This is a genomic window from Planomonospora alba, assembly GCF_039534085.1.
GTDB lineage: Bacteria > Actinomycetota > Actinomycetes > Streptosporangiales > Streptosporangiaceae > Planomonospora_B > Planomonospora_B alba.
Genome location: NZ_BAAAUT010000015.1, coordinates 59,097 through 79,074, shown reverse-complemented (window position 1 = coordinate 79,074; position 19,978 = coordinate 59,097). Strand labels below are relative to the sequence as shown.

The window sequence follows — 19,978 nt, the reverse complement described above, 5'->3', positions numbered from 1 at the left end:
CGCAGCGCGAGAGGGAGTGGAGGAGCATATGACCGACCTCAGCCGTCGCAGGCTTCTGACCGGTGCGGGACTGGCGGTGGGCGCCGGCGCCGCGACCGGTGCCGGGCTGGTGCGGTTCGCGCCGCCGGAGCCTGCCGCGGCGGCCGCGTCAGGTGAGCTGATCCCCTTCTACGGTCCGCACCAGTCCGGGATCGCCACCCCTGTCCAGGAACGGCTGCAGTTCGCGGCCTTCGATCTCTCCACCGCCTCTCCGGCGCGGGTGGCGGCACTGCTGAAGGTCTGGACGGCCGCCGCCGTACGGATGACCGCGGCGCAGGAGGTCGGCCGGGGCGCGACGGGAAGGGCCACGGCCCCGCCGGACGACAGCGGCGAGACCCTGGACCTGGACGCCTCACGGCTCACGGTGACGGTCGGCTTCGGTCCCTCCTTCTTCACCAGGCTGAACCTGCGCGCGCCGGGCCCGCTCAAGGAGCTGCCGGCCTTCCCCGGGGAGCGGCTCGACCCGGCGCGCAGCGGCGGCGACATCTGCGTGCAGGCGTGCGCGGACGACCCCCAGGTGACGGTGCACGCCGTACGGAACCTGACGCGGCTGGCCGCGGGGACGGCGACGCTGCGCTGGTCGCAGTCGGGCTTCGGCAGGGCCGCCTCCAGCTCGCGGAGCGAGAAGACCCCGCGCAACCTGATGGGGTTCAAGGACGGCACCAACAACATCGCCATCCACGACCGGGACAAGCTGGCCAGGCACGTGTGGGTCGGCGACGAGGGGCCCGAATGGATGTACGGCGGGTCCTACATGGTCACCCGGCGGATCCGCATGCACCTCGACCTGTGGGACCGGACTCCGCTGAGGCAGCAGGAGGACACCATCGGCCGCACCAAGCGGGAGGGCGCCCCCTACGGCGGTGACGAGGAGTTCGACCCGGTGCGGATCCACGCCCTGCCGCCCCGCTCCCACGTCCGGCTGGCCCACCCCGACTCCAACGACGGGCGCAGGATCCTGCGCCGGGGCTACTCCTACAGCGACGGCAACGACAGCCGGGGACGGCTGGACGCCGGCCTGTTCTTCATCGCCTACCAGCGCGACCCGGAGACCGGTTTCATCCCCCTGCAGCGGCAGCTGGCGGCCCGGGACGCGCTCAACAGGTACATCCAGCACGTCGGTTCGGGGGTGTGGGCCTGCCCCGGAGGCGTGCGGCGGGGATCGTTCTGGGGTGAGGCCCTGTTCTCGTAATCGATACGGGCGCAAACTGGACGGATGGAAGCGCGGGCGGCGATAGACGATGCCGCACTCGAGCGCGAGGCGTGGTCGGTGCTCGACGCCAACCGGACGGGCCCGGCCACCGTGCCCGCGCCCGGCCTCTACCCGCACCAGTGGAGCTGGGACTCCACTTTCGTCGCGCTCGGGCTGGCCCGCCGGGACACCCGCAAGGCGGGCGGGGAACTGCTCAGCCTGCTGGCCGGGCAGTGGAGCACCGGGATGGTGCCGCACATCGTCTTCCATCCGGCCCACACCGAGGCGTACTTCCCCGGCCCGTCCGTCTGGCGGTCCGGGGAGCATCCGGCGGCCCCGAGGCGGGTTCCGACCTCGGGGCTGACCCAGCCCCCGATGCACGCCCTGGCCCTGTGGCAGGTGTGGCGCCACGCGGCGGACCGGGACGAGGCCGCCGCGCTGGTGCGGCGGCTCTACCCGATGCTGGTGGCCCAGCACGACTACCTGGCCGGAGCCAGGGACCTGGGCGGAGGAGGGCTGGCCGCGATCGTCCACCCGTGGGAGTCGGGGATGGACGACAGCCCCGCCTGGGACGACCCGCTGGCGGCGCTGCCCGGGATCCGGTACGCCTACCGGAGCGAGGAGATGCCCGAGCGGCATCCCGACGGGCACCAGGACCGCTACGTCTGGCTGGCCCTGCGCTACCGCGACTCCGGCTACGAGGCGGCCTACCTGCGGCAGGAACATCCGTTCGCGGTCGAGGACCCGATGTTCAACGGGATCTGGCTGGCCTCCTGCGAGGCGCTCGCCGAGCTGGCTCCGGTGGCCGGGGCCGATCCCGGGCCGCACCTGGAGGCCGCCGAGCGGATCCGCGCGGCGCTGCTGGAGCGGCTGTGGACCGGCGGTGTGTTCCACGCCCGCGACCTGCGCGGCGGACGGCTGATCCCGGTCTGCACGATCGGCTGCTTCGGGCCGATGCTCGACCCCCGGCTGCCCGGTGACCGGGTGGCGGAGCTGGTGAGCGTGCTGGAGTCGGCGCGGTTCATGGGCGCGGCCGGATATCCGGTGCCGAGTTGCGAGATCCGGGCGCCCCAGTTCGACCGCTCCCGCTACTGGCGGGGACCGTCGTGGGTGAACACCAACTGGTTGCTGCGGCAGGCGGCGGTGCTGCACGGCCGGGTGGAGCTGGCCCGGCAGCTGGGCGCGGCGACGCTCCGCCTGGTCCGGCAGTCCGGCTTCCGCGAGTGTTTCGACCCCTTCGACGGCAGCGGCCGCGGCGGACGGGACTTCTCCTGGTCGGCCGCGCTCACCCTCGACCTGCTGGCGGACGGCGCGGGGGCGTGAGGCCTGCCGCCGGGCCGGACGCGGGTGGCGCGGGGCGGGGAGCCGCCGCCGTGCGGGCGGCGGGCGGCCCACGCGGGGTCCGCCCCCGTCCCGCACGCGGATAGCGTGGAGGCATGAGGCTCTTCAACCGCACGCCCGCCGAGGTCCGCGCCGCGGTCGTGCCACCGGACCGGGTCCTGACCTACGCCCACGGGCCCGACGGCCATGTGATCGCCACGGACCGGGCGCTCTACCTCGGGCGGCTGCGGTTGCCGTGGTTCCGGGTCGACCGCGGCGTGTGGGACGAGGAGGGGCTGACGGTCGTCACCACGGACGGGCAGGAGCACCGGGTGCCGCTGCCGGAGCCGGGGCGGATCCCGGAGGCGGTGCGGGAGCGGGTGATCTCCTCCATCCTGGTCAGCCAGTACGTGCCGCTGGACGCGCGGGGAGGGGTGAGACTGGTCGCCCGGCGCGCGGAGGACGGCGAGGTGGTCTGGCAGCTCGGCTTCGACGCGGGCCTCGACGGGGACGACCCCGGCCTCCGGGCCCTGGCCGAGCAGGCGCTGGAGGGGGCGCGCCGGAGCTTCGGCATCTGAGGCCGCCGCCCGGGCCTGCCGCACGGAGAAGCCGCCGGGAGCGCGGGCCGCCGGCCCGGTCGGCCCGCCGGCCCGGCAGGGCGACAGGCCGACCGGGCCGGGCGGTGCGGTGCCGCTACGGGCGGTCGATCAGTACGGCGAGGGCGAGACGGTGGTCGTCTTCGCCTCCTCCGGCCAACCGGTCCCGCTGCCGTCCTGCTCCTCCCCGCGGGAGTGGGGCAGGCGGCTGGCCACCTGGTCCTTGGCCATGGTGGTCACCTTGGAGACCTGCGCGCCGACCAGCCCGGCCGCCTCCTGCACGGACGGGTTGTCGGTCACCCGCTGGGCCATCCGCTTGATCTGCTCGTAGCGCTCCCGGCCGGCCCGGCTGCCGAGGACGTACCCCACGGCCAGTCCTGCGCAGAACATCATCCGATACATCTCCACCTCCACAGGCGTGCTCAGCCGGACCCTACCCACGGATCGCGATTCCTCTCGGACCTACCCCGAGCCGCCGATGCGACACGCACTCCGAGAGTGCGCTAATCTATTCATGCGCCGCAGGGAGCGGGGAGAAATCCCCGGTCAACGGGGCGCAACGCACGATCCCGTGTAGCTCAATCGGCAGAGCAGCCGGCTGTTAACCGGCAGGTTATAGGTTCGAGTCCTATCGCGGGAGCCACCGGAAGGCCCCGGGAGCATCGCTCCCGGGGCCTTCGACGTTCCTGTCCCGTTCGGGGGACAAATGCTGGTGAATCACAGAAAATGATGAGCGCCGCACCCGGTCTCGCCGTGCCCGCGCCTCCTGGCGTGGACCCGGCGGAGCGGAGCGCGGCTGCCGCGGACCACAGTGACCGCAGTGGGGAAGGGACACTGCGCGCAGGGTACCGCGCCGCCCGGAACGGCCGCCGTGCCCGTGAGTTGTGCATGGGTGGTTGGTTCAGTGCTGACCTGGCGGAGGTCCCGGCGGCGTGCGCCGGAGCCGGTTCACGGTGCCCGCGGTCCCCACGAGCAGGCGCCGGCGCCGGTGGCGCCGTACGGCGACGTGACGGCGGCGGCAGAGGAGTATCTGAGGTTGTTCCACGCGGAGAACCCCGCGGCGGGACCGGTGGAGCCGCGCCTGCGCGAGGTGCGGGCGGAGATCGGCAGGACGGGGACCTACACGCACACGCCCGGTGAGCTGGTCTTCGGGGCGAGGGCGGCCTGGCGCAACAGCGGCCGGTGCATCGGGCGGCTCTACTGGCGTTCGCTGCGGGTGCGCGACCGCAGGCACGTGCGCGATCCCCGGCAGGTCGCGGCCGAGTGCGTGGAGCATCTGCGGGACGCGGCGCCCGGGCGCCGGATCCGTCCCACCGTCACGGTGTTCGCCCCCGACCGGCCGGGAGCGCCGGGGCCGAGGATCTGGAACGAGCAGCTGATCCGGTACGCCGGATACGAGATGGACGACGGCTCGGTCGTCGGCGACCCCCGGTACGCGGGGTTCACCACGATGCTCCGCAAGCTGGGCTGGCCGGGTGGCCCGGGCACGCCGTTCGACGTGCTCCCCCTGGCGGTCTCAGCGGATCCGGGGCCGCCGCTGCTGGCGGAGCTCCCCGGCGACGCGGTGCTGGAGGTGCCGATCTCGCACCCGGTCCACCCCTGGTTCGAGGAGCTCGGGCTGCGCTGGCACGCCGTACCGGCGATCTCGAACATGTGCCTGGAGATCGGCGGCGTCTGCTACCGGGCGGCGCCGTTCAACGGGTGGTACATGGGCACCGAGATCGGCGCGCGCAACCTGGCGGACGAGGACCGCTACGACCTGCTGCCGGTCGTGGCCCGGCGGATGGGCCTGGAGGTCGGCAACGACCGCTCGCTCTGGCGCGACCACGCCCTGGTGGAGCTGAACGTCGCGGTCCTGCACTCCTTCGAGAAGGCGGGGGTGACCATGACCGACCACCACACCGAGGCGCGGCGCTTCCTGATCCACCTGGAGCGGGAGGAACGGGCGGGGCGGACCTGCCCGGCGGACTGGAGCTGGATCGTTCCGCCGATCTCGGGTTCGGCCACGCCGGTCTTCCACCGCTACTACACCGACGTGCGGCTCTCGCCGGCTTTCGCCCACCACCCCGACTCGCTGGAGCTGGGGCTCGGCCGCGCCGCGCCGCAGGGCTGGTGACCGCCGGGGGCGGCGGGGCGGCCGTCCCCGGCCGTCCCCGGTCGCCGTCCCCGGTCGCCGTCCCCGGCCGCCGTTCCCGGACGGCGTGCCGGTCGCCGTTCCCGGACGGTGCCCGCGGTGGGTGTTGCCGGAGGAGGAAAGGGTGTAGAACGTTGTTCTGTAGCTCGGAGGAAGGGGTGGGAATGCAGGAACCGGTGCTGTCCTCGATCGACCAGGGCGTGCTGACGCTGACCCTCAACCGGCCGGACCGGCTCAACGCCTGGACCGACGAGATGGGGCGGCGCTACTTCGATCTGCTCGCCGAGGGGGAGAAGAACCCGGAGGTCCGGGTGATCGTCGTCACCGGGGCCGGGCGGGGCTTCTGCGCCGGGGCGGACTTCCGGACGCTCGGCGCGCTCCAGGACGGCTCCTACGACGGCGAGCCGGATCCGCGCCCCACGACCTTCCCCACCACCCTCGGCAAGCCGGTCATCGCCGCCGTCAACGGCGCCTGCGCCGGGCTCGGCATGGTCCACGCCCTCGTCTGCGACCTGGTCTTCACCGCCGCGGACGCCAAGTGGACCACCGCCTTCGCCCGCCGGGGACTGATCGCCGAGTACGGCCTGTCCTGGGTCCTGCCCCGTCTGATCGGCCAGGCCAGGGCCATGGACCTGCTGCTGTCCGGACGGACCTTCACCGGGCGGGAGGCGTACGCGCTGGGCCTGGCGGCCCGCTCGGTGGCCCGGCAGGACCTGATGGAGGAGACCCTGGCCTACGCCCGCGAGCTGGCCGTGCACAGCTCTCCGGCCTCCATGGCGGTGATGAAGCGCCAGGTCTGGGGTGACTGGACCACCACGCTCGGGGCGGCGGAGACCGAGGCCAGGCGCCTGATGGTGGAGTCCTTCGGCCGGCCGGACTTCGCCGAGGGCGTCGCCAGCTTCCTGGAGCGCCGCCCCCCGCGCTTCCCGCCGCTGTGACGCCGCCGCTGTGACGCCGCCGTGGTGCCGGGTGCCGCTGCGGCACCACGGCGGCACCCGGCCGGTTCAGCGGGCGGCCGCCTCCAGGGCGGAGGGCTGCTCAGGCCGGTCGAACTGGGTCCGGTACAGCTCCGCGTAGCGGCCGCCGGCGGCCAGCAGCTCGGTGTGCGTGCCGCGCTCCACGATCCGCCCCTCCTCGACCACCAGGATCAGGTCGGCGGCCCGGACGGTGGAGAGCCGGTGCGCGATGACCACCGCGGTCCGGCCGGCGAGCGCCTCACCCAGCGCCTCCTGCACCGCCGCCTCCGAGGTGGAGTCCAGGTGAGCGGTGGCCTCGTCGAGGATCACCACCCGGGGCCTGGCCAGCAGCAGCCGGGCGATCGTCAGCCGCTGCCGCTCCCCGCCGGAGAGCCGGTAGCCGCGCTCGCCGACCACGGTGTCCAGGCCGTCGGGCAACGCGGCGACGAGGCCGTCGAGCCGGGCGCGGCGCAGGGCGTCCCACAGCTCCTCGTCCGCCGCCTCGGGCCTGGCCAGCAGCAGGTTGGCGCGGATCGACTCGTGGAACAGATGCCCGTCCTGCGTCACCATCCCGACCGTCTCGCGGATCGACTCGGCCGACAGGTCCCGCACGTCCACGCCCGCCAGCCGTACGGCGCCGGCGTCGACGTCGTACAGGCGCGGCAGCAACTGCGCGATCGTCGACTTGCCCGCCCCCGACGACCCCACCAGCGCCACCATCCGTCCCGGCTCGACGCGGAAGGAGACGTCGTGCAGGACCTCGGCGCCGCCGCGCGCGTCCAGCGCGGCGACCTCCTCCAGCGAGGCGAGCGAGACCTTCTCCGCCGACGGGTAGCCGAAGCGCACCCCGTCGAACTCCACCGAGACCGGCCCGTCCGGCACCCGCCGCGCGCCGGGCCGATCGGCGATCATGGGCTCCAGGTCCAGCACCTCGAAGACCCGCTCGAAGCTCACCAGGGCGCTCATCACCTCCACCCGCGCGCCGGCCAGGGAGGTCAGCGGCGCGTAGAGACGGGTGAGCAGCAGCGCGAGCGCGACGACGGCCCCCGGGTCCAGCGTCCCCCGCAGCGCGTAGAAGCCGCCGAGCCCGTAGACGACCGCCAGCGCCAGCGCGGAGACCAGCGTCAGCGCGGTGACGAACGCCGACTGCACCATCGCGGTGCGCACTCCGATGTCGCGCACCCGCCGGGCACGCGCCGTGAACTCCGCCGACTCCCGCGCCGGGCGCCCGAAGAGCTTCACGAGCATCGCGCCCGGCGCGGAGAAGCGCTCCGTCATCTGGGTGCCCATCGCCGCGTTGTGGTCGGCCGCCTCGCGGCGGAGCCGCGCCAGCCGGGTGCCCATCCGCCGGGCGGGCAGGACGAACACCGGCAGCAGCACCAGCGCGAGCAGGGTGATCTGCCAGGAGATCTCCACCATCACGGCCAGGGTGAGCGTCAGCATCGCCAGATTGCCGACCACGTTGGACAGCACGTCGGTGAACGCCCGCTGCGCGCCGATGACGTCGTTGTTCAACCGGCTGACCAGCGCTCCGGTCCGGGTCCGGGTGAAGAAGGCGATCGGCATGCGCTGCACGTGGTCGAAGACCGCGGTGCGCAGGTCGAGGATCAGCCCTTCGCCGATGGACGCCGACAGCCAGCGCGCCACCAGTCCGAGCCCGGCCTCCGCCAGCGCGATGGCGGCGATGAGCGCGGCCAGGCGGACGACGACGTCCAGCGGGGCGCCCCTGACGATGGCGTCGACGGCGCGGCCGGCGAGCACCGGGGTGGCGACGGTCAGGACGGCCGTCACCAGGCTGAGGACCATGAACCACACCAGCCGCCGGCGGTGCGGCCGGGCGAAGGCCGCGATCCGCCGGAGCGCCGCCCTGGAGAACGGCCGCCGGTCGTCCTGGGCGTTCATCGTCCGGTACAGGGCGTTCCACGCCGTCATCTCCATGCTCATCGCACACCACCGATCTCCGCCGCCGGGATGACGAGCCCGGGACCGGATCCTGGACGCGGGATCGCGCCGTGTTCCCTCATGACCGGTCCCTCTCTGCGGAGACGTCCTCGAAAGCCGCGGGGCTCGCCTGGATTCATGGCTCGACCCTAAAACCTCAACCAAGCTTGAGATCAAATCGTGGGCCGGGTCCACAGCCGGGTGGGGGCCGGGTCGCGCCCCGGCCCGCCGTACGGCCGCGCCCCGGCCCGTCGCCGCACGGCCGGGGCGCGTCCGGATGGACGGCCGGGGCGCGGGCGCCGGTCCTACGGCGGGTGGCGCGGCGCGGGCCGGCCGCCGAGGATCAGGTGACGTGGGAGAGCCAGCGGGGCGGCGCGGCGAAGGGGTCGGTGAAGGAGGTGACGGCCTCCATCAGGTGGCCGGCCGCGGCGCGGGCGCTCGCGACGACGTCCGGGGGATAGGAGTAGCGGACCTGGTGCTCGGCGAACTCGTCCTCGTCGTCGAGGAAGATCCGGCCGTCGCGCATGCGGATCACGTCGAGGTCCAGGTCGACCATGGTGACCTCGCCGTCGCGCCACTCCGGCACGGTGGTGATGTCGCAGTAGATCTCGGTCTTGTTGGGCTCGGCGTTGAACAGGGCCGTCCACCACGCGTCGCGGGGGAAGAGGATGACGAAGGGGTGCGGCCAGGAGACCGGGGGCTCGGAGCCCCTGCGGCCGAGGGTGCCCGCGACGCAGCCGGTCCACAGGCCGTGCTCGTCCTCCCCGAGGAACAGGGCGGGATGGTGCCAGTGCAGGCTGCCGTCGTACTTGCGGTAGACGACGTTCACCGTTTCGAAGGACATGCCCCGACTCTAGAAGCCCGGAGGTCCCGAGGTGATCGTTTCCGTTCGCCCCCGGTCCGGTGCCCGGGGGCGGGCCCCCGGGCACCGGACCGGGGCGGTCACGCCTGGTAGGTGGCCTCGTAGAGGCTCCACAGGTCCTCCGGTGTGAGCTCCCGGCCGCTCTCGTCGGCCGCGGCCTGGACGACGCGGGCGAAGTCGGTCCGCCGTTCCTCCGGCAGGTCCACCCCGTAGTGCTCGCGGAGCAGGTAGCAGACGCCTCCCTTGCCCGACTGGCTGTTGACCCGGATCACCGCCTCGTAGGCGCGGCCCACGTCGGAGGGGTCGATCGGCAGGTACGGCACGTCCCAGTGGGGGCGCTCGCCGGCGCGGGCCAGGCCCTTGCCGATGGCGTCCTGGTGGGTGCCGGAGAAGGCGGTGTAGACGAGTTCGCCCCCGTAGGGGTGACGGGGGTGGACCGGCAGCCGGACGCATTCCTCCACCGTGCGGCGGATGCCGTCGATGTCGGAGAAGTCGAGCATCGGGTCCACGCCCTGGGAGTACAGGTTGAGCGCGAGGGTCACCAGGTCGACGTTGCCGGTGCGCTCACCGTTGCCGAACAGGCAGCCCTCCACCCGCTGCGCCCCCGCGAGCATGGCGAGTTCGGCGCAGGCCACTCCGGTCCCGCGGTCGTTGTGGGGGTGGACCGACAGGACGACCGACTCGCGCCGCTCCAGGTGGCGGTCCATGTACTCGATCTGGTCGGCGTAGACGTTCGGGGAGGCGATCTCCACGGTGGCGGGCAGGTTGTGGACGACCGGCCGGTCGGGCGAGGCGTCCCACAGCCGGGTGAGGTCGTTGCAGATCTCCAGCACGAAGTCCGGCTCGGTCGAGTTGAACACCTCCGGCGAGAACTCGAACCGGGTGCCCTCGTCCGCGAGCCGCGCCATGCGCGTGGCGGCCTCCTTGATCATGGCGCGGACCTCGGCGCGCCCGCGGCCGAGCACCACCTCGCGCCAGACGGGGGCGGTCGGGGTGTAGAGGTGGACGAGCGCCCGGGGCAGGCCGTCGACGGCGGCGAAGGTGCGGTCGATCAGGTCCGCGCGGGCGGCGGTGAGCACCGAGACCGTCACGTCCTCGGGCACGGCGCCGGTGGCGGCCAGATGCCGGACGAAGTCGAAATCGGTGCGGCTGGCCGCGGGGAACCCGACCACGATCTCCTTGAACCCCATCCCGGTCAGCAGGTCGAACATGCGGCGCTTGCGGGGGGTGTCCATCGGTTCGGCCAGTGCCTGGTTGCCGTCGCGCAGGTCCTCGGAGACCCAGAGCGGGGCCTGCCCGATCCTGCGGGCGGGCCAGGTGCGGTCGGTCAGTGCGACCTCGACCCGCTCGTGGGCGGGCAGGTACTTGTGGTACGGCATGCCGCTGGGGCGCTGTGGATTCTTCACGGTGGTCCTTCGGTCGTGGAGAGGCCGACCGGCGGCAGGGCACCCGCGGCGGGGTGCCGGTCGGATCAGACCCCGCCGCGGCAGCCGAGAAGGAGACGGCGCAGCGACATGCCGGTAAGCTAAACACAGCTCAGCTCCTCAGACAACCTGAGAGGTAAAGATGTCACTTGGCGCCCTCCGCCCCAGTTCGCTGGTCGACCAGGCCACCCAGCGCCTACGCGATCAGATCACCTCGGGGGAGTGGCCGGTCGGCACCAGACTGCCCGGGGAGACCACCCTGGCCAGAACGCTCGGTGTCGGCCGCTCCACCGTGCGGGAGGCCGTCCGCGCCCTCGCCGGGGCCGGACTGGTGCAGGCGCGGCAGGGGGCGGGGGTCTTCGTCGTCGCCGCCGAGCCAGAGGAGGACTGGCCCGCCAAGCTCCGCCGTGCCGCCGTCGTCCACGTCTACGAGGTGCGCATGCTCATCGAGGTGCAGGCCGCCCGTCTCGCGGCCGAGCGGAGGACGGAATCCGACATCGCCCTCCTGCGCGGGGCGCTGGCCGGCAGGCGCACCGCCGCGGCGGAGAGCGACGCCGCCTTCGTCGACGCCGACATCGCCCTGCACGCCGCGGTCGTGGCCGCCGCGCACAACCCCGTGCTCACCGACCTGTTCGCGGAGTTCGTCCCCGCGCTCCGGCAGGGCCTCGTCGATCTGGTGGACCTGCTCGGCCTCCGGGACGGCGACTGCAATCCCGGAGACGACACCCACGCCGCCCTGGTCCGGGCCGTCGAGCAGGGGGACGCCGAGCTGGCCTGCCGTACGCTCCAGGACGAACTGGACCGTACGCTGGCGCTCCTCCGCCGGACGACGGCCGCCGGGGCGTGACCGCGGGGCGGGCGCATGCCGCCGTGCGCCCAGGGCGGGCCGGTGCGTCTGGGACGGGCGGGGCCGGGCCGCGGCCTCGGGGTGGATCAGGCCAGGCGACGCGCCCCGGCGGCGGGGGTCGCGGGGTAGACCTCCGGCGGGGCCCAGCCGCGCTCGGCGTAGGCCAGGAGCACCGCGTCCCGGACGGGCTCCACCCGGTCGTCGGCGACCAGCGCGATCGCCGACCCGCCGAACCCGCCGCCGGTCATCCGCGCGCCCCGGGCCCCGCCCCGGATCGCGGCCTCCACGGCCACGTCCAGCTCCGGGCACGAGACCTCGAACTGGTCGCGCAGTGACAGGTGCGAGGCGTTCAGCAGCGCCCCGACCTCCCGGACCGCCCCCGCGCGCAGCAGCCCGACGACCGCCTCGACCCGGTGGTTCTCGGTCACCACGTGCTGCACGCGCCTGCGCTCGTCCCCGGAGAGCCGGGCCAGCGCACCGGCCAGGTCGGTGACGTCGCGCAGCGCGGCCACCCCCAGCCGTGCCGCGGCGCTCTCGCAGTCCTGCCGCCGCCGGGCGTACTGGCCGTCGGCGAGTTCGTGGTGGGCGCCGGTGTTGATGATCAGCAGCTGCAGGCCGTGCGCGGCCAGGTCGAACGGGATGGTCCGGGAGCCGAGCGTCCGGCAGTCCAGGAAGAGGGCCTTGCCCTCCTCGCCCAGCGCCGAGGCCGCCTGGTCCATGACCCCGCAGGGCATGCCGACGAACTCGTTCTCCGCCCGCTGGCAGATACGGGCGAGGTCCATCCGGGGCAGGCGCAGGCCGTACAGCTCGTCGAGCGCGAGGCCGACCGCGACCTCCAGCGCGGCGCTCGACGACAGCCCCGCGCCCCGCGGCACGTCCCCGTCGACCACGATGTCCGCGCCCCGTACCGGGTGTCCGGCCTCCCGCAGCGCCCAGACCACCCCGACGGCGTACCGCGTCCAGCCCTCGGCCGCGTGCAGGTCGTCGACGGTCGAGGCCGGACCGTCCGTCTGGAGCGACCGGAGCCGGACGAGGCCGTCCTCGCGGGGCGAGACCGCCGCGGTGATCCCCCACGGCACGGCGAACGGCAGCACGAACCCGTCGTTGTAGTCGGTGTGCTCACCGATCAGGTTGACGCGGCCCGGAGCGTGCCACACCCCGTGTGGTTCGGTGCCGAACGACTCGCGGAAAGCCTCAATAACCTTCATTTTCCAACACTCCTCAACGCGGCTTCACCGTACCCTAGCGAGCCCGGACGGGGGACCTGGCGGGGGAAGGTCACATATTGGACCGGTTCTCCCGGCGGATGTGCGAACGGGGCGGCGGTTTGATTGAATGCGTCGGTACGGCGACGCGAGGGGCGGTAGCTCAGCCGGTTAGAGCAGGGGACTCATAATCCCTGGGTCGCGGGTTCGAGTCCCGCCCGCCCTACCCCTCACGGCCTGCGGCGATGCCGTTTCCTTGATCGTTTCCCTGTCCGGTTTGCCGCCTGGTGGGTGCGATTCTTCATCCGGTGGACACAGGGTGTGGGCGGCTCGTCGATGAAGGGGGGCGCCTATAGGGGCATCTGCTCATCCCAGAGGGTGAGTCGCTCTGGTGCGGTGCGGGACCTCGGGTGCCACGCGAGGTGTGCTTCCCTGCGCGGTGAGGCCGTCGACCTTGGTGCGAGAGCCTGGCCGGACGTTCTTTACTTCGGAATGTGTTCCGAAATATGGTGCGGTATGACCATGCCGATCGTCTCGTTCTCCGACCTGTCGAAGCACTCCAGGCAGGTCGCCGAGACCATCGACCGGTTCCACCGCGTACACATAAAGCGCCGCGACGGAGAGGACCTGTTCATCTCCACGGCCCGCCACGACCGCCAGCGCGAGGAGACGGCGGACGTGGCGGCTCGCATGATCGCCGCACTACTGGCCAGTGATGAGGGCGTGCGCGCCGTCCTGCACGCTCTGCCCCTGGTCTTTCCCTGGGCGCGGCACCTGTCCGCGGACGAGGGGCGTGAGTTCGTCCAGGAACTCGTCGACGCCACGCGGGACGCGGTCGACCTGGACGTCCACGCCACCCTGCACCGGGTCATCGTCGAGTGGCGTGCAACCGCCCGTATCCTGGCCGACCCCGCGCTGACCGCGCAGCTCACCCGCTCGCTGCCGGAGGAGGACCCGGACCGGCAGCACCGGCTGCGCGGCCGTCTCGCCTCCGGGACGCTGGGCGGTCGTGAATGCCCGCAGTGGGAGTACGAGGTCACCGCGGGCGGCCGCGTGCGCTACCTGGTCGACGAACACCGGCGGACCGTTCATCTCGTCTATGCCTCGCCCCGGCATCCCAAGGACACCGATGCGTGAAGTCGCCCGCAGGACGGGCTGATCGAGGAGGAGTCATGGCCGAGCCGGCGCGGACCTTCGTCCGCGGCAATGACCACCTGGACCGGCTCCTGGCCGACCCGGGAATCGCGGCCGAGGTCGCCCAGGCGCACGAGGCGGCCGAGGAGATGGACCGTGCTGCCCGATGATCCGTAAGACTGGGCAAGATGGCCCGGGTCGAGGTGGTCAGGCAACCCGGGGCGCATCACGGTCTTCACGGAAGCGCCGGAGCGGTTCGGCCTGCCACACGCTCGTCTGCGGGAGCCGTGATGGCGTCATAGCGCGGAGGTCGCGTCCGTGTGGGTGAAGTCGTCGCCCTTGAACAGCAGCGGTTCGTGTCTGTCCCGCGCCAGCGCGTAGGAGAAGCAGTCGCCGAAGTTCAGCCCTGCCTTGTGCCCGCTGCCTTTGCCGTAGTCCCAGTAGGCGCGGCGGGCGATCTGTGCCTGCTCCGATGTGACGGGCAGGATCTCGATCCGCATTCGGGCCAGGAAGTCGTCCAGGAGCCGGGAGGCGGCTGGATCGCGGGTTCGTTCCACTACGGCGGCCAACTCCACATAGGTCGCAGCCGACATTCGGCGTTTCGGAGCGTCCTGGATGGCCCGGGCGAAGTCGGCGGCGTCCGGCTCGCCGTTCAGGATCGCGACGATCGCGCTGGTGTCGATGATCATGTGGGGAGCCCGGTCTCCGGGTCGTAGAGGAAGTCGGTGGACAGATCCGCCGGGCCGATCCGAGAGCGGATCTTCGCGGCGAGGGCGAGGAGGTCGTCGGCCATCGCGGCATCCTGGGTCGCCTGGCGGTGGGCGAGCAGGCGCTCGCGCCGCTCCCTGAGGGCGGAGATGACCGCCGCGGTCTTGCTCTCCCCGGTGAGCGCGCTGACTTCGGCCGCCAGGCGATCAGCCTCGGGGTTCTTGATGTTCAAGCTCATGCCGTTCCTTTCTACCTTTACTACCCTATTATTCTACCCTTTCTGGCAATCGGTGCTCTCGCTTCGCAGGCCGCCCCCAGCCACCATCCGGAGGAGAACCCGCGATGAGCGCCGCTCGGATCCACCAGCTCAAGATCCAGCTGAAGGGGAGCAGGCCGCCGATCTGGCGGCGGATCCAGGTGCCCGGCACGGTCACCCTGGCCGGAGCCGTGCGCAGAGCGGGCGCGGACCTGTCCTACGACTACGACTTCGGTGACGGCTGGGAGTACCGGCTCACCGTGGAGAAGGTCCTCCCGGCCGAGAAAGGCGTGGCCTACCCGCGCTGCCTGGCCGGCCGCCGCGCCTGCCCGCCGGAGGACCGCGGTGGGATCTACGGCTTCTACGCGTTCCTGGAAGCGCTCGCCGACCCGGACCACCCGGAGCACGACTGGGCGGTGGAACGGGCGCCGCTTGACTACGACCCCGCCTGCTTCGACCTGGAGTGGGCCACCACCAGACGGGCCGATCCCGCGGCGCACCTCCTGCCGGACCTCTGGTAGACGGCGAATCAGGATCGGGGCGTACGTTTTCGGTGGGGCAGCGAGCGATAACGCATGATGGGGCACCTGGTGTGCACGGACGTGCGTCCGTGCACACGTACGGGCCGTCAGGAGCCATCCCTGGAAGCCGGCGAGATCTCCCGGCGCAGCTTGGAGATGCGCCGTAGGGTCTCGATCATGACTGAGTCGATCCCTCCCGCCGGTTCATTTCGTTTTCTCCCCGATCCCTGGCCGAGTGCAGGAGCCGGTGCCTGGGCGGATGATCTGGAAGAAAGCCTGGTGGCTCTGGCGGGTGAGGCCGGGTTCCGGCCCTCGCACACCACGCGGAGCGAGTTGGAACTCGTCCATCCCGGTCGGCGCCTGGTCATCTACATCAACCGCAAAAGGCTCCGCAGGAAGACCATGGCTGTGATTGTTCCGCCCTGGTCGGAGCTGGACGGGCTATGCGCCGTCCCCGGTGTGAACTTCCGCGGTGGGTTCTTCCACAGTTCCAACATGAGGACGTTCCCTCGCCATGTGCATGGAGGGCGGGAGGAGATCCCGTATGGATACTCGATGGAATGCGCGGATCAGACCGCTTTCAGTCGTTTGCTCGTCCAGATCCCTTGATCGTCGCGCGGAGGACCGGAGCGGTCCCGGACCTTCACCTCGCGCCGCCCGCCCACCGGTAGCCGCAGAACACGAAGTGCTCCTTCGGCACTCCCTCACCGACCCGGTGGCGGCGCAGGTCGGCGAGCGGGGCGTGCCCGCTCGCCACCCGGCCGGAGACGGCCCGCCCGGTGCCGGTCAGCCGTCCGCCCGCGCCCGCGAGCGCCACAGCAGCCAGACGAAGTACGGCGTGCCGAGCAGCGAGGTGACGAGCCCGGCGGGCACCTGGGCCGGCGCGATGACGGTGCGCCCGAGCGTGTCGGCCAGGCTCACCAGCAGGGCGCCGAGGAGCACGGCCACGGGGAGGACGCGGGCGTGGCCCGAGCCGACCAGGGCGCGGGCGGCGTGCGGGGCGATCAGGCCGACGAAGCCGACCACGCCCACGGCCGAGACCGCGGTGGCGGTCAGCAGCACCGAGCCGCCCAGGGCGGCCAGCCGTACCGGCTCCAGGGGGACGCCGAGGACGCGGGGGGTGTCCTCGTCCAGGGCCAGCAGGTCCAGGTCGCGGCGGAGCCAGGCGATCAGCGGGACCACCAGGAGCAGGGCCAGCGCGACCGGGATGAGCTGGACGGGGACGCGGCCGTAGGTGGAGCCGGACAGCCAGGTCAGCGCCATGGCGGTGTTCCAGGGGTCGGCCTTGACGATGATCATCACGGTGACGGCGGTGCACGCCGCCTGCACGCCGACGCCGATCAGCACCAGGCGGTCGGAGCTCAGCCCGCCGCGCCACGACAGCAGGTACACCGCGGCCGCGGCGGCCAGCGCCCCGGCCATGGCCGCCGCGGACATCGGCCAGATCCCGGCGAGCGGCACGAGGGCCAGCAGCGAGATCGCGCCCACGCCCGCGCCGGCGGTGACGCCGAGCATGCCGGGCTCGGCCAGCGGGTTGCGGCACACGGCCTGCACGGCCGTGCCCGCGGCGGCCAGCGCGGCGCCGGCGAGCACCGCGGCGAGGACCCGGGGATAGCGCTGGTCGAGCACGTAGGTGAGGCCGCGGCCGGTCCGCCCGCTCAGCCAGTTGGCCAGGTCGCCGCCCAGGACCCAGGTGTCGCCGCCGAGCATGCCCAGGAAGACCGCGCCGGCGAGCAGGACCGCGCCGGCCGCCACCACGGTCAGGAAGGCGGCGCGCGAGCGGGCCGCGACGCGCACGATCGGCGGCTGCCGGGTCGGCCCGGCGTCCCGGTAACGGCGGGCCAGCCACACCATCACGGCGGCGCCGAACAGCGTGGTCACCACACCGGGCGGCACGTCCACGCCCGCCTGCCCGCCGAAGACGGCGCGCAGCGCGATGTCGGAGCCGAGGACGATGAGCACGCCGGCGACGCCCGCCAGCGGCAGCGTCGTGCGGTGGCGGTGCACGCCGGGGAGCAGCCTGACGATCACCGGCGCGCACAGGCCCACGAAGCCGACGGGGCCCGCGACGGTCACGGCGGCGGCGGCCAGCACGACGGCCAGGAGCGTGAGCACCAGGCGCAGCCGCCTGACGTTGACGCCGAGCACCGTGGCGGTGTCGTCGCCCAGGCCGAGGATGTCGAGCTTCGGCCCGGCCAGCACGGCGGCGGCCACGGCCAGCAGGATCAGCGGGCCCATCTGCGTGACGGCCTGGAGGTCGCTCTGCACGAGCGAGCCGCTGCCCCAGGCGAACAGCCCGGTGGTCTCCTCCTCGAACAGGATCATCAGCAGGTTGGTGAGCGAGTGGAGCGCCAGGGCGGTCGCCGAGCCCGCCAGGATCAGCCGGGTCGTGCCGGTCCGGCCGCCCGCGGCCAGGGCCAGCACGAGGGCGGCCGCCGCCAGCCCGCCCAGCAGGGCGAGCAGGCCCGACAGGGCGAGCGGCAGCGTCAGGCCGAAGGCCGCCGCCCCGGCGACCGCGAGGTAGGCGCCGGCGCTGACCGCCAGCGTGTCGGGCGAGGCCATGGGATTGCGGGAGACGGCCTGCAGCAGCGCGCCCGCCACGCCCAGGGCGACGCCGACGGCGATCCCGGCCAGCAGCCGGGGCAGCCGGGAGGCCACCAGGATCCGGGCGGCCTCGCCGTCGCCCTCGCCGAACGGCAGCCGGAGCAGGTCGAGCGCGCCGATCGACGAGGTGCCCTGCGTCACGTGGACCGCGGAGACCGCGACGAGCGCCGCCAGCGTCAGGAGGACCGCACCGGCGCCGCCCAGCCGCCGCAGCGGCGTGGCGGGGGGCGCCGGTGGGGCCTGGACCGGGGTGCTCAAGCGGTGTAGGCCTTAACGATCGCCTCGGCGTACTGCTTGCACGACAGCGGCCCGCCGAAGGTCCAGATGCCGTCGGGCAGCTTGCTGACCTGCTTCTTCTCGACGAAGGGCAGCTTCTTCCAGATGGCGTTGGAGGCCAGCCCGTCGGCGAAGACGTCGACGCCGTCGGAGGCGTTGTAGAAGAAGCGGGTGTCGGGGTCCTTCAGCGCGGTCAGGCCCTCGACGTCGGTGTTGCCCAGGCCCCACATCGGGTCCACCTCGCCCGTCCAGGCGTTGGTCAGCCCCAGCCCGGTGGCGACGTCGGAGACCAGTGAGCCCTTGCCGAACATGCGGATGGCGATCTTGCTGCCGTCCTTCCAGCCGTCGGCCATGGCGAACGGCTTGCCGGCGAAGCCCGCCGCCTCCAGCTTGGCCTTGCCGTCGGCCAGCGTGGCGTCCAGGTCGGCCAGGAGCTTGTCCGCCTCGGCGGTCTTGCCCAGCGCGGTGGCGACCATCTTGAGGTCGCTGCGCATCCGGCCCAGGTTGTCGCTCCCGTCGCTGCCCTCGGTGACGAGGACGGGGACGAACTTCTCCAGCTGCGGCACCAGCGCGGAGTCGCGCTCGGCCTCCATGACGACCAGGTCGGGCTGGAGGGCGGCGATGGAGTCGACGCTCGGCTCCTGGCGGGTGCCGACGTCCTTGACCGAGGCGTCCAGCTTGGCGGCGGTCACCCAGGTGCCGTAGCCCTTGGCGTCGGCCACGCCGACCGGCATGACGCCGAGGCCGACCACCATCTCGGCCTCGCCCCACTCCAGGGCGACCACCTTGGTGGCGGGGCGGTCGAGGGTGATCTGCTTGCCGCGGCTGTCGGTCACGGTGACGGGGGAGGCGGAGGCCGTGCCGCCGGAGGCGGCCGGCTCCGGGGCGGCGGTCTCGGTGGTGCCGCAGGAGGCGAGCACGGCGACGGCGGCCACGGCCACGAGGGCGGTGCGCAGGGGATTCATGGTGTTCCTGTCAGGTTGTGGCGGGGACGCTTCTGGTGTGCCGGCCGACCGGCCGGGTGGTCACCGTCCCCGTCCTCGGGTCGTGCGTGACCTCGATGCGGATGCCGTACACCTCGGTGAGCAGCTCCTCGGTGAGGACCTCGGCGGGCGGCCCGTCGGCCCGGACGCGGCCGCCGTGCAGCAGGACGACGCGGTCGGCCAGCTCGGCGGCCTGGTTCAGGTCGTGCAGGACGACGCCGACGGCCACGCCGTGGTCGTCGGCCAGATCACGCACCAGGTCCAGCAGCTCGATCTGGTAACGGAGGTCCAGGAAGGTGGTGGGCTCGTCCAGGAGCAGGACGCCGGTGTCCTGCGCCAGGCAGGTGGCCAGCCACACGCGCTGCAGCTCGCCGCCGGACAGCTCGTCCGCCGGGCGGTCGGCCATCTTCGCGACGCCGGTGAGCTCCATCGCCCTGGCGACGGCGGCCTCCCCGTCGGGGTCGCCCGCCCGCCACCGGCCCCGGTAGGGGTGCCTGCCGTACCCCACGACGTCCCGGACCCGCACGCCGGACGGCGTGGGACGGCTCTGGGCCAGCAGCGTGACCCGCCTGGCGAAGTCACGGGCCGGCATGTCCAGGGCGGACACGCCGCCGGCCAGGGTCACCGTGCCGGCCTCCGGCCTGTGGAGCCTGGCCAGGGCGCGCAGCAAGGTGGACTTGCCGCTGCCGTTCGGGCCGACCAGGGCCGTCACGCGCCCCTGCGCCAAGGTGATGTGGCCGTTCTCGACGGCGGTGGTGCCGTGGTAGCTGAGACGCAGTCCGGCTCCACGCAGTGAGATCTCTTCGGTCACGGAGATTAGGTTAGGCTTACCTGTCCAAAAGTCAACTCCGCGTCGTACGGCCACGGCCCGTCGCACGGCGTGCGCGGTCTTCCGCCCGGGGACGCACGGGGCCGCGGCGGCTTTCCGGCCGGACGGCCGGGGACCCGTCCCCACCGGCGGCAGGACGGGTCCGGCGCCT

The 19,978-nt window shown here is 73.0% G+C and carries 21 protein-coding genes and 2 tRNA genes; 12 read left to right on the top strand and 11 right to left on the bottom strand.

Annotated elements, in window-relative coordinates; all coding sequences use genetic code 11:
- Positions 1-28: 28 nt before the first annotated feature.
- The 3 genes from efeB to ABD823_RS11435 all read left to right on the top strand — a co-directional run bounded on the left by efeB (position 29) and on the right by ABD823_RS11435 (position 3,129).
- Positions 29-1,231, top strand: coding sequence for an iron uptake transporter deferrochelatase/peroxidase subunit (gene efeB, locus ABD823_RS11445; RefSeq protein ID WP_344858616.1), 1,203 nt, complete (start codon positions 29-31; stop codon positions 1,229-1,231).
- 24 nt (positions 1,232-1,255) lie between these two features.
- On the top strand, positions 1,256-2,554 hold the full coding sequence (locus ABD823_RS11440; RefSeq protein ID WP_344858614.1) for an MGH1-like glycoside hydrolase domain-containing protein: 1,299 nt from the start codon (positions 1,256-1,258) through the stop codon (positions 2,552-2,554).
- 113 nt (positions 2,555-2,667) lie between these two features.
- Positions 2,668-3,129 carry a hypothetical protein gene (locus tag ABD823_RS11435; protein ID WP_344858612.1) on the top strand — a complete coding sequence of 154 codons (462 nt, stop codon included), beginning with the start codon at positions 2,668-2,670 and terminating at the stop codon, positions 3,127-3,129.
- A 129-nt stretch (positions 3,130-3,258) separates the two neighbouring features.
- Here the strand turns inward: ABD823_RS11435 and ABD823_RS11430 are convergent, their stop codons facing one another.
- Positions 3,259-3,549 (bottom strand): YtxH domain-containing protein, encoded by a 291-nt coding sequence (locus ABD823_RS11430; RefSeq protein WP_344858610.1) that lies wholly within the window; start codon positions 3,547-3,549, stop codon positions 3,259-3,261.
- Between the two features lie 165 nt (positions 3,550-3,714).
- Between ABD823_RS11430 and ABD823_RS11425 the strand changes: the two genes are divergently transcribed.
- From ABD823_RS11425 to ABD823_RS11415, 3 genes are all read left to right on the top strand, one after another.
- Positions 3,715-3,790 (top strand) — tRNA-Asn (locus ABD823_RS11425).
- A gap of 345 nt (positions 3,791-4,135) precedes the next feature.
- A complete protein-coding gene (locus ABD823_RS11420; RefSeq protein ID WP_344858608.1) occupies positions 4,136-5,263 on the top strand; it encodes a nitric oxide synthase oxygenase in 1,128 nt (375 codons plus the stop codon).
- Between the two features lie 182 nt (positions 5,264-5,445).
- Positions 5,446-6,219 carry an enoyl-CoA hydratase-related protein gene (locus ABD823_RS11415; protein ID WP_344858606.1) on the top strand — a complete coding sequence of 258 codons (774 nt, stop codon included), beginning with the start codon at positions 5,446-5,448 and terminating at the stop codon, positions 6,217-6,219.
- 66 nt (positions 6,220-6,285) lie between these two features.
- Here the strand turns inward: ABD823_RS11415 and ABD823_RS11410 are convergent, their stop codons facing one another.
- The 3 genes from ABD823_RS11410 to ABD823_RS11400 all read right to left on the bottom strand — a co-directional run bounded on the left by ABD823_RS11410 (position 6,286) and on the right by ABD823_RS11400 (position 10,446).
- Complete coding sequence (locus tag ABD823_RS11410) at positions 6,286-8,181, bottom strand: ABC transporter ATP-binding protein (RefSeq protein ID WP_344858604.1); 1,896 nt, start codon at positions 8,179-8,181, stop codon at positions 6,286-6,288.
- 340 nt (positions 8,182-8,521) lie between these two features.
- Positions 8,522-9,022: a DUF402 domain-containing protein gene (locus tag ABD823_RS11405; protein ID WP_344858602.1), complete on the bottom strand. Its 501-nt coding sequence runs from the start codon at positions 9,020-9,022 to the stop codon at positions 8,522-8,524.
- 98 nt (positions 9,023-9,120) lie between these two features.
- Complete coding sequence (locus ABD823_RS11400; RefSeq protein ID WP_425566594.1) at positions 9,121-10,446, bottom strand: 2-isopropylmalate synthase; 1,326 nt, start codon at positions 10,444-10,446, stop codon at positions 9,121-9,123.
- A gap of 160 nt (positions 10,447-10,606) precedes the next feature.
- Here ABD823_RS11400 and ABD823_RS11395 point away from each other — a divergent pair, with 160 nt between their 5' ends.
- Entirely contained in the window at positions 10,607-11,311 is a 705-nt protein-coding gene (locus ABD823_RS11395) for a FadR/GntR family transcriptional regulator (RefSeq protein WP_344858600.1), read from the top strand.
- Between the two features lie 86 nt (positions 11,312-11,397).
- Here ABD823_RS11395 and galK read toward each other — a convergent pair whose 3' ends face one another.
- Positions 11,398-12,519 (bottom strand): galactokinase, encoded by a 1,122-nt coding sequence (gene galK, locus ABD823_RS11390; RefSeq protein WP_344858598.1) that lies wholly within the window; start codon positions 12,517-12,519, stop codon positions 11,398-11,400.
- Positions 12,520-12,668: 149 nt separating this feature from the next.
- Between galK and ABD823_RS11385 the strand changes: the two genes are divergently transcribed.
- The 3 genes from ABD823_RS11385 to ABD823_RS11375 all read left to right on the top strand — a co-directional run bounded on the left by ABD823_RS11385 (position 12,669) and on the right by ABD823_RS11375 (position 13,820).
- Positions 12,669-12,742: transfer RNA gene (locus ABD823_RS11385), tRNA-Ile, on the top strand.
- A gap of 290 nt (positions 12,743-13,032) precedes the next feature.
- Positions 13,033-13,653: a hypothetical protein gene (locus tag ABD823_RS11380; protein WP_344858596.1), complete on the top strand. Its 621-nt coding sequence runs from the start codon at positions 13,033-13,035 to the stop codon at positions 13,651-13,653.
- Positions 13,654-13,688: 35 nt separating this feature from the next.
- The gene (locus ABD823_RS11375; protein WP_344858594.1) at positions 13,689-13,820 is read left to right on the top strand and encodes a hypothetical protein; all 132 of its coding nucleotides are present in this window, start codon (positions 13,689-13,691) and stop codon (positions 13,818-13,820) included.
- 126 nt (positions 13,821-13,946) lie between these two features.
- Here the strand turns inward: ABD823_RS11375 and ABD823_RS11370 are convergent, their stop codons facing one another.
- Complete coding sequence (locus tag ABD823_RS11370; RefSeq protein WP_344858593.1) at positions 13,947-14,339, bottom strand: type II toxin-antitoxin system VapC family toxin; 393 nt, start codon at positions 14,337-14,339, stop codon at positions 13,947-13,949.
- Positions 14,336-14,596 carry a type II toxin-antitoxin system VapB family antitoxin gene (locus ABD823_RS11365; protein WP_344858591.1) on the bottom strand — a complete coding sequence of 87 codons (261 nt, stop codon included), beginning with the start codon at positions 14,594-14,596 and terminating at the stop codon, positions 14,336-14,338. The genes ABD823_RS11370 and ABD823_RS11365 overlap by 4 nt, the downstream gene beginning before the upstream one ends.
- A 104-nt stretch (positions 14,597-14,700) precedes the next feature.
- Between ABD823_RS11365 and ABD823_RS11360 the strand changes: the two genes are divergently transcribed.
- The gene (locus tag ABD823_RS11360; protein WP_344858589.1) at positions 14,701-15,135 is read left to right on the top strand and encodes a plasmid pRiA4b ORF-3 family protein; all 435 of its coding nucleotides are present in this window, start codon (positions 14,701-14,703) and stop codon (positions 15,133-15,135) included.
- 177 nt (positions 15,136-15,312) lie between these two features.
- The gene (locus ABD823_RS11355; RefSeq protein WP_344858587.1) at positions 15,313-15,744 is read left to right on the top strand and encodes a hypothetical protein; all 432 of its coding nucleotides are present in this window, start codon (positions 15,313-15,315) and stop codon (positions 15,742-15,744) included.
- A 34-nt stretch (positions 15,745-15,778) separates the two neighbouring features.
- On the opposite strand, the gene ABD823_RS11350 is transcribed toward ABD823_RS11355, so the two are convergent.
- Genes ABD823_RS11350 through ABD823_RS11335 form a run of 4 tightly spaced genes read right to left on the bottom strand, consistent with a single transcriptional unit; the run spans position 15,779 to position 19,809 of the window.
- The gene (locus tag ABD823_RS11350) at positions 15,779-15,952 is read right to left on the bottom strand and encodes a hypothetical protein (RefSeq protein ID WP_344858585.1); all 174 of its coding nucleotides are present in this window, start codon (positions 15,950-15,952) and stop codon (positions 15,779-15,781) included.
- Positions 15,922-17,997: an iron ABC transporter permease gene (locus tag ABD823_RS11345; RefSeq protein ID WP_344858584.1), complete on the bottom strand. Its 2,076-nt coding sequence runs from the start codon at positions 17,995-17,997 to the stop codon at positions 15,922-15,924. The genes ABD823_RS11350 and ABD823_RS11345 overlap by 31 nt, the downstream gene beginning before the upstream one ends.
- Positions 17,994-18,980 (bottom strand): ABC transporter substrate-binding protein, encoded by a 987-nt coding sequence (locus ABD823_RS11340; RefSeq protein ID WP_344858582.1) that lies wholly within the window; start codon positions 18,978-18,980, stop codon positions 17,994-17,996. The genes ABD823_RS11345 and ABD823_RS11340 overlap by 4 nt, the downstream gene beginning before the upstream one ends.
- A gap of 10 nt (positions 18,981-18,990) precedes the next feature.
- The gene (locus tag ABD823_RS11335; protein WP_344858580.1) at positions 18,991-19,809 is read right to left on the bottom strand and encodes an ABC transporter ATP-binding protein; all 819 of its coding nucleotides are present in this window, start codon (positions 19,807-19,809) and stop codon (positions 18,991-18,993) included.
- Between the last annotated feature and the right edge of the window lie 169 nt (positions 19,810-19,978).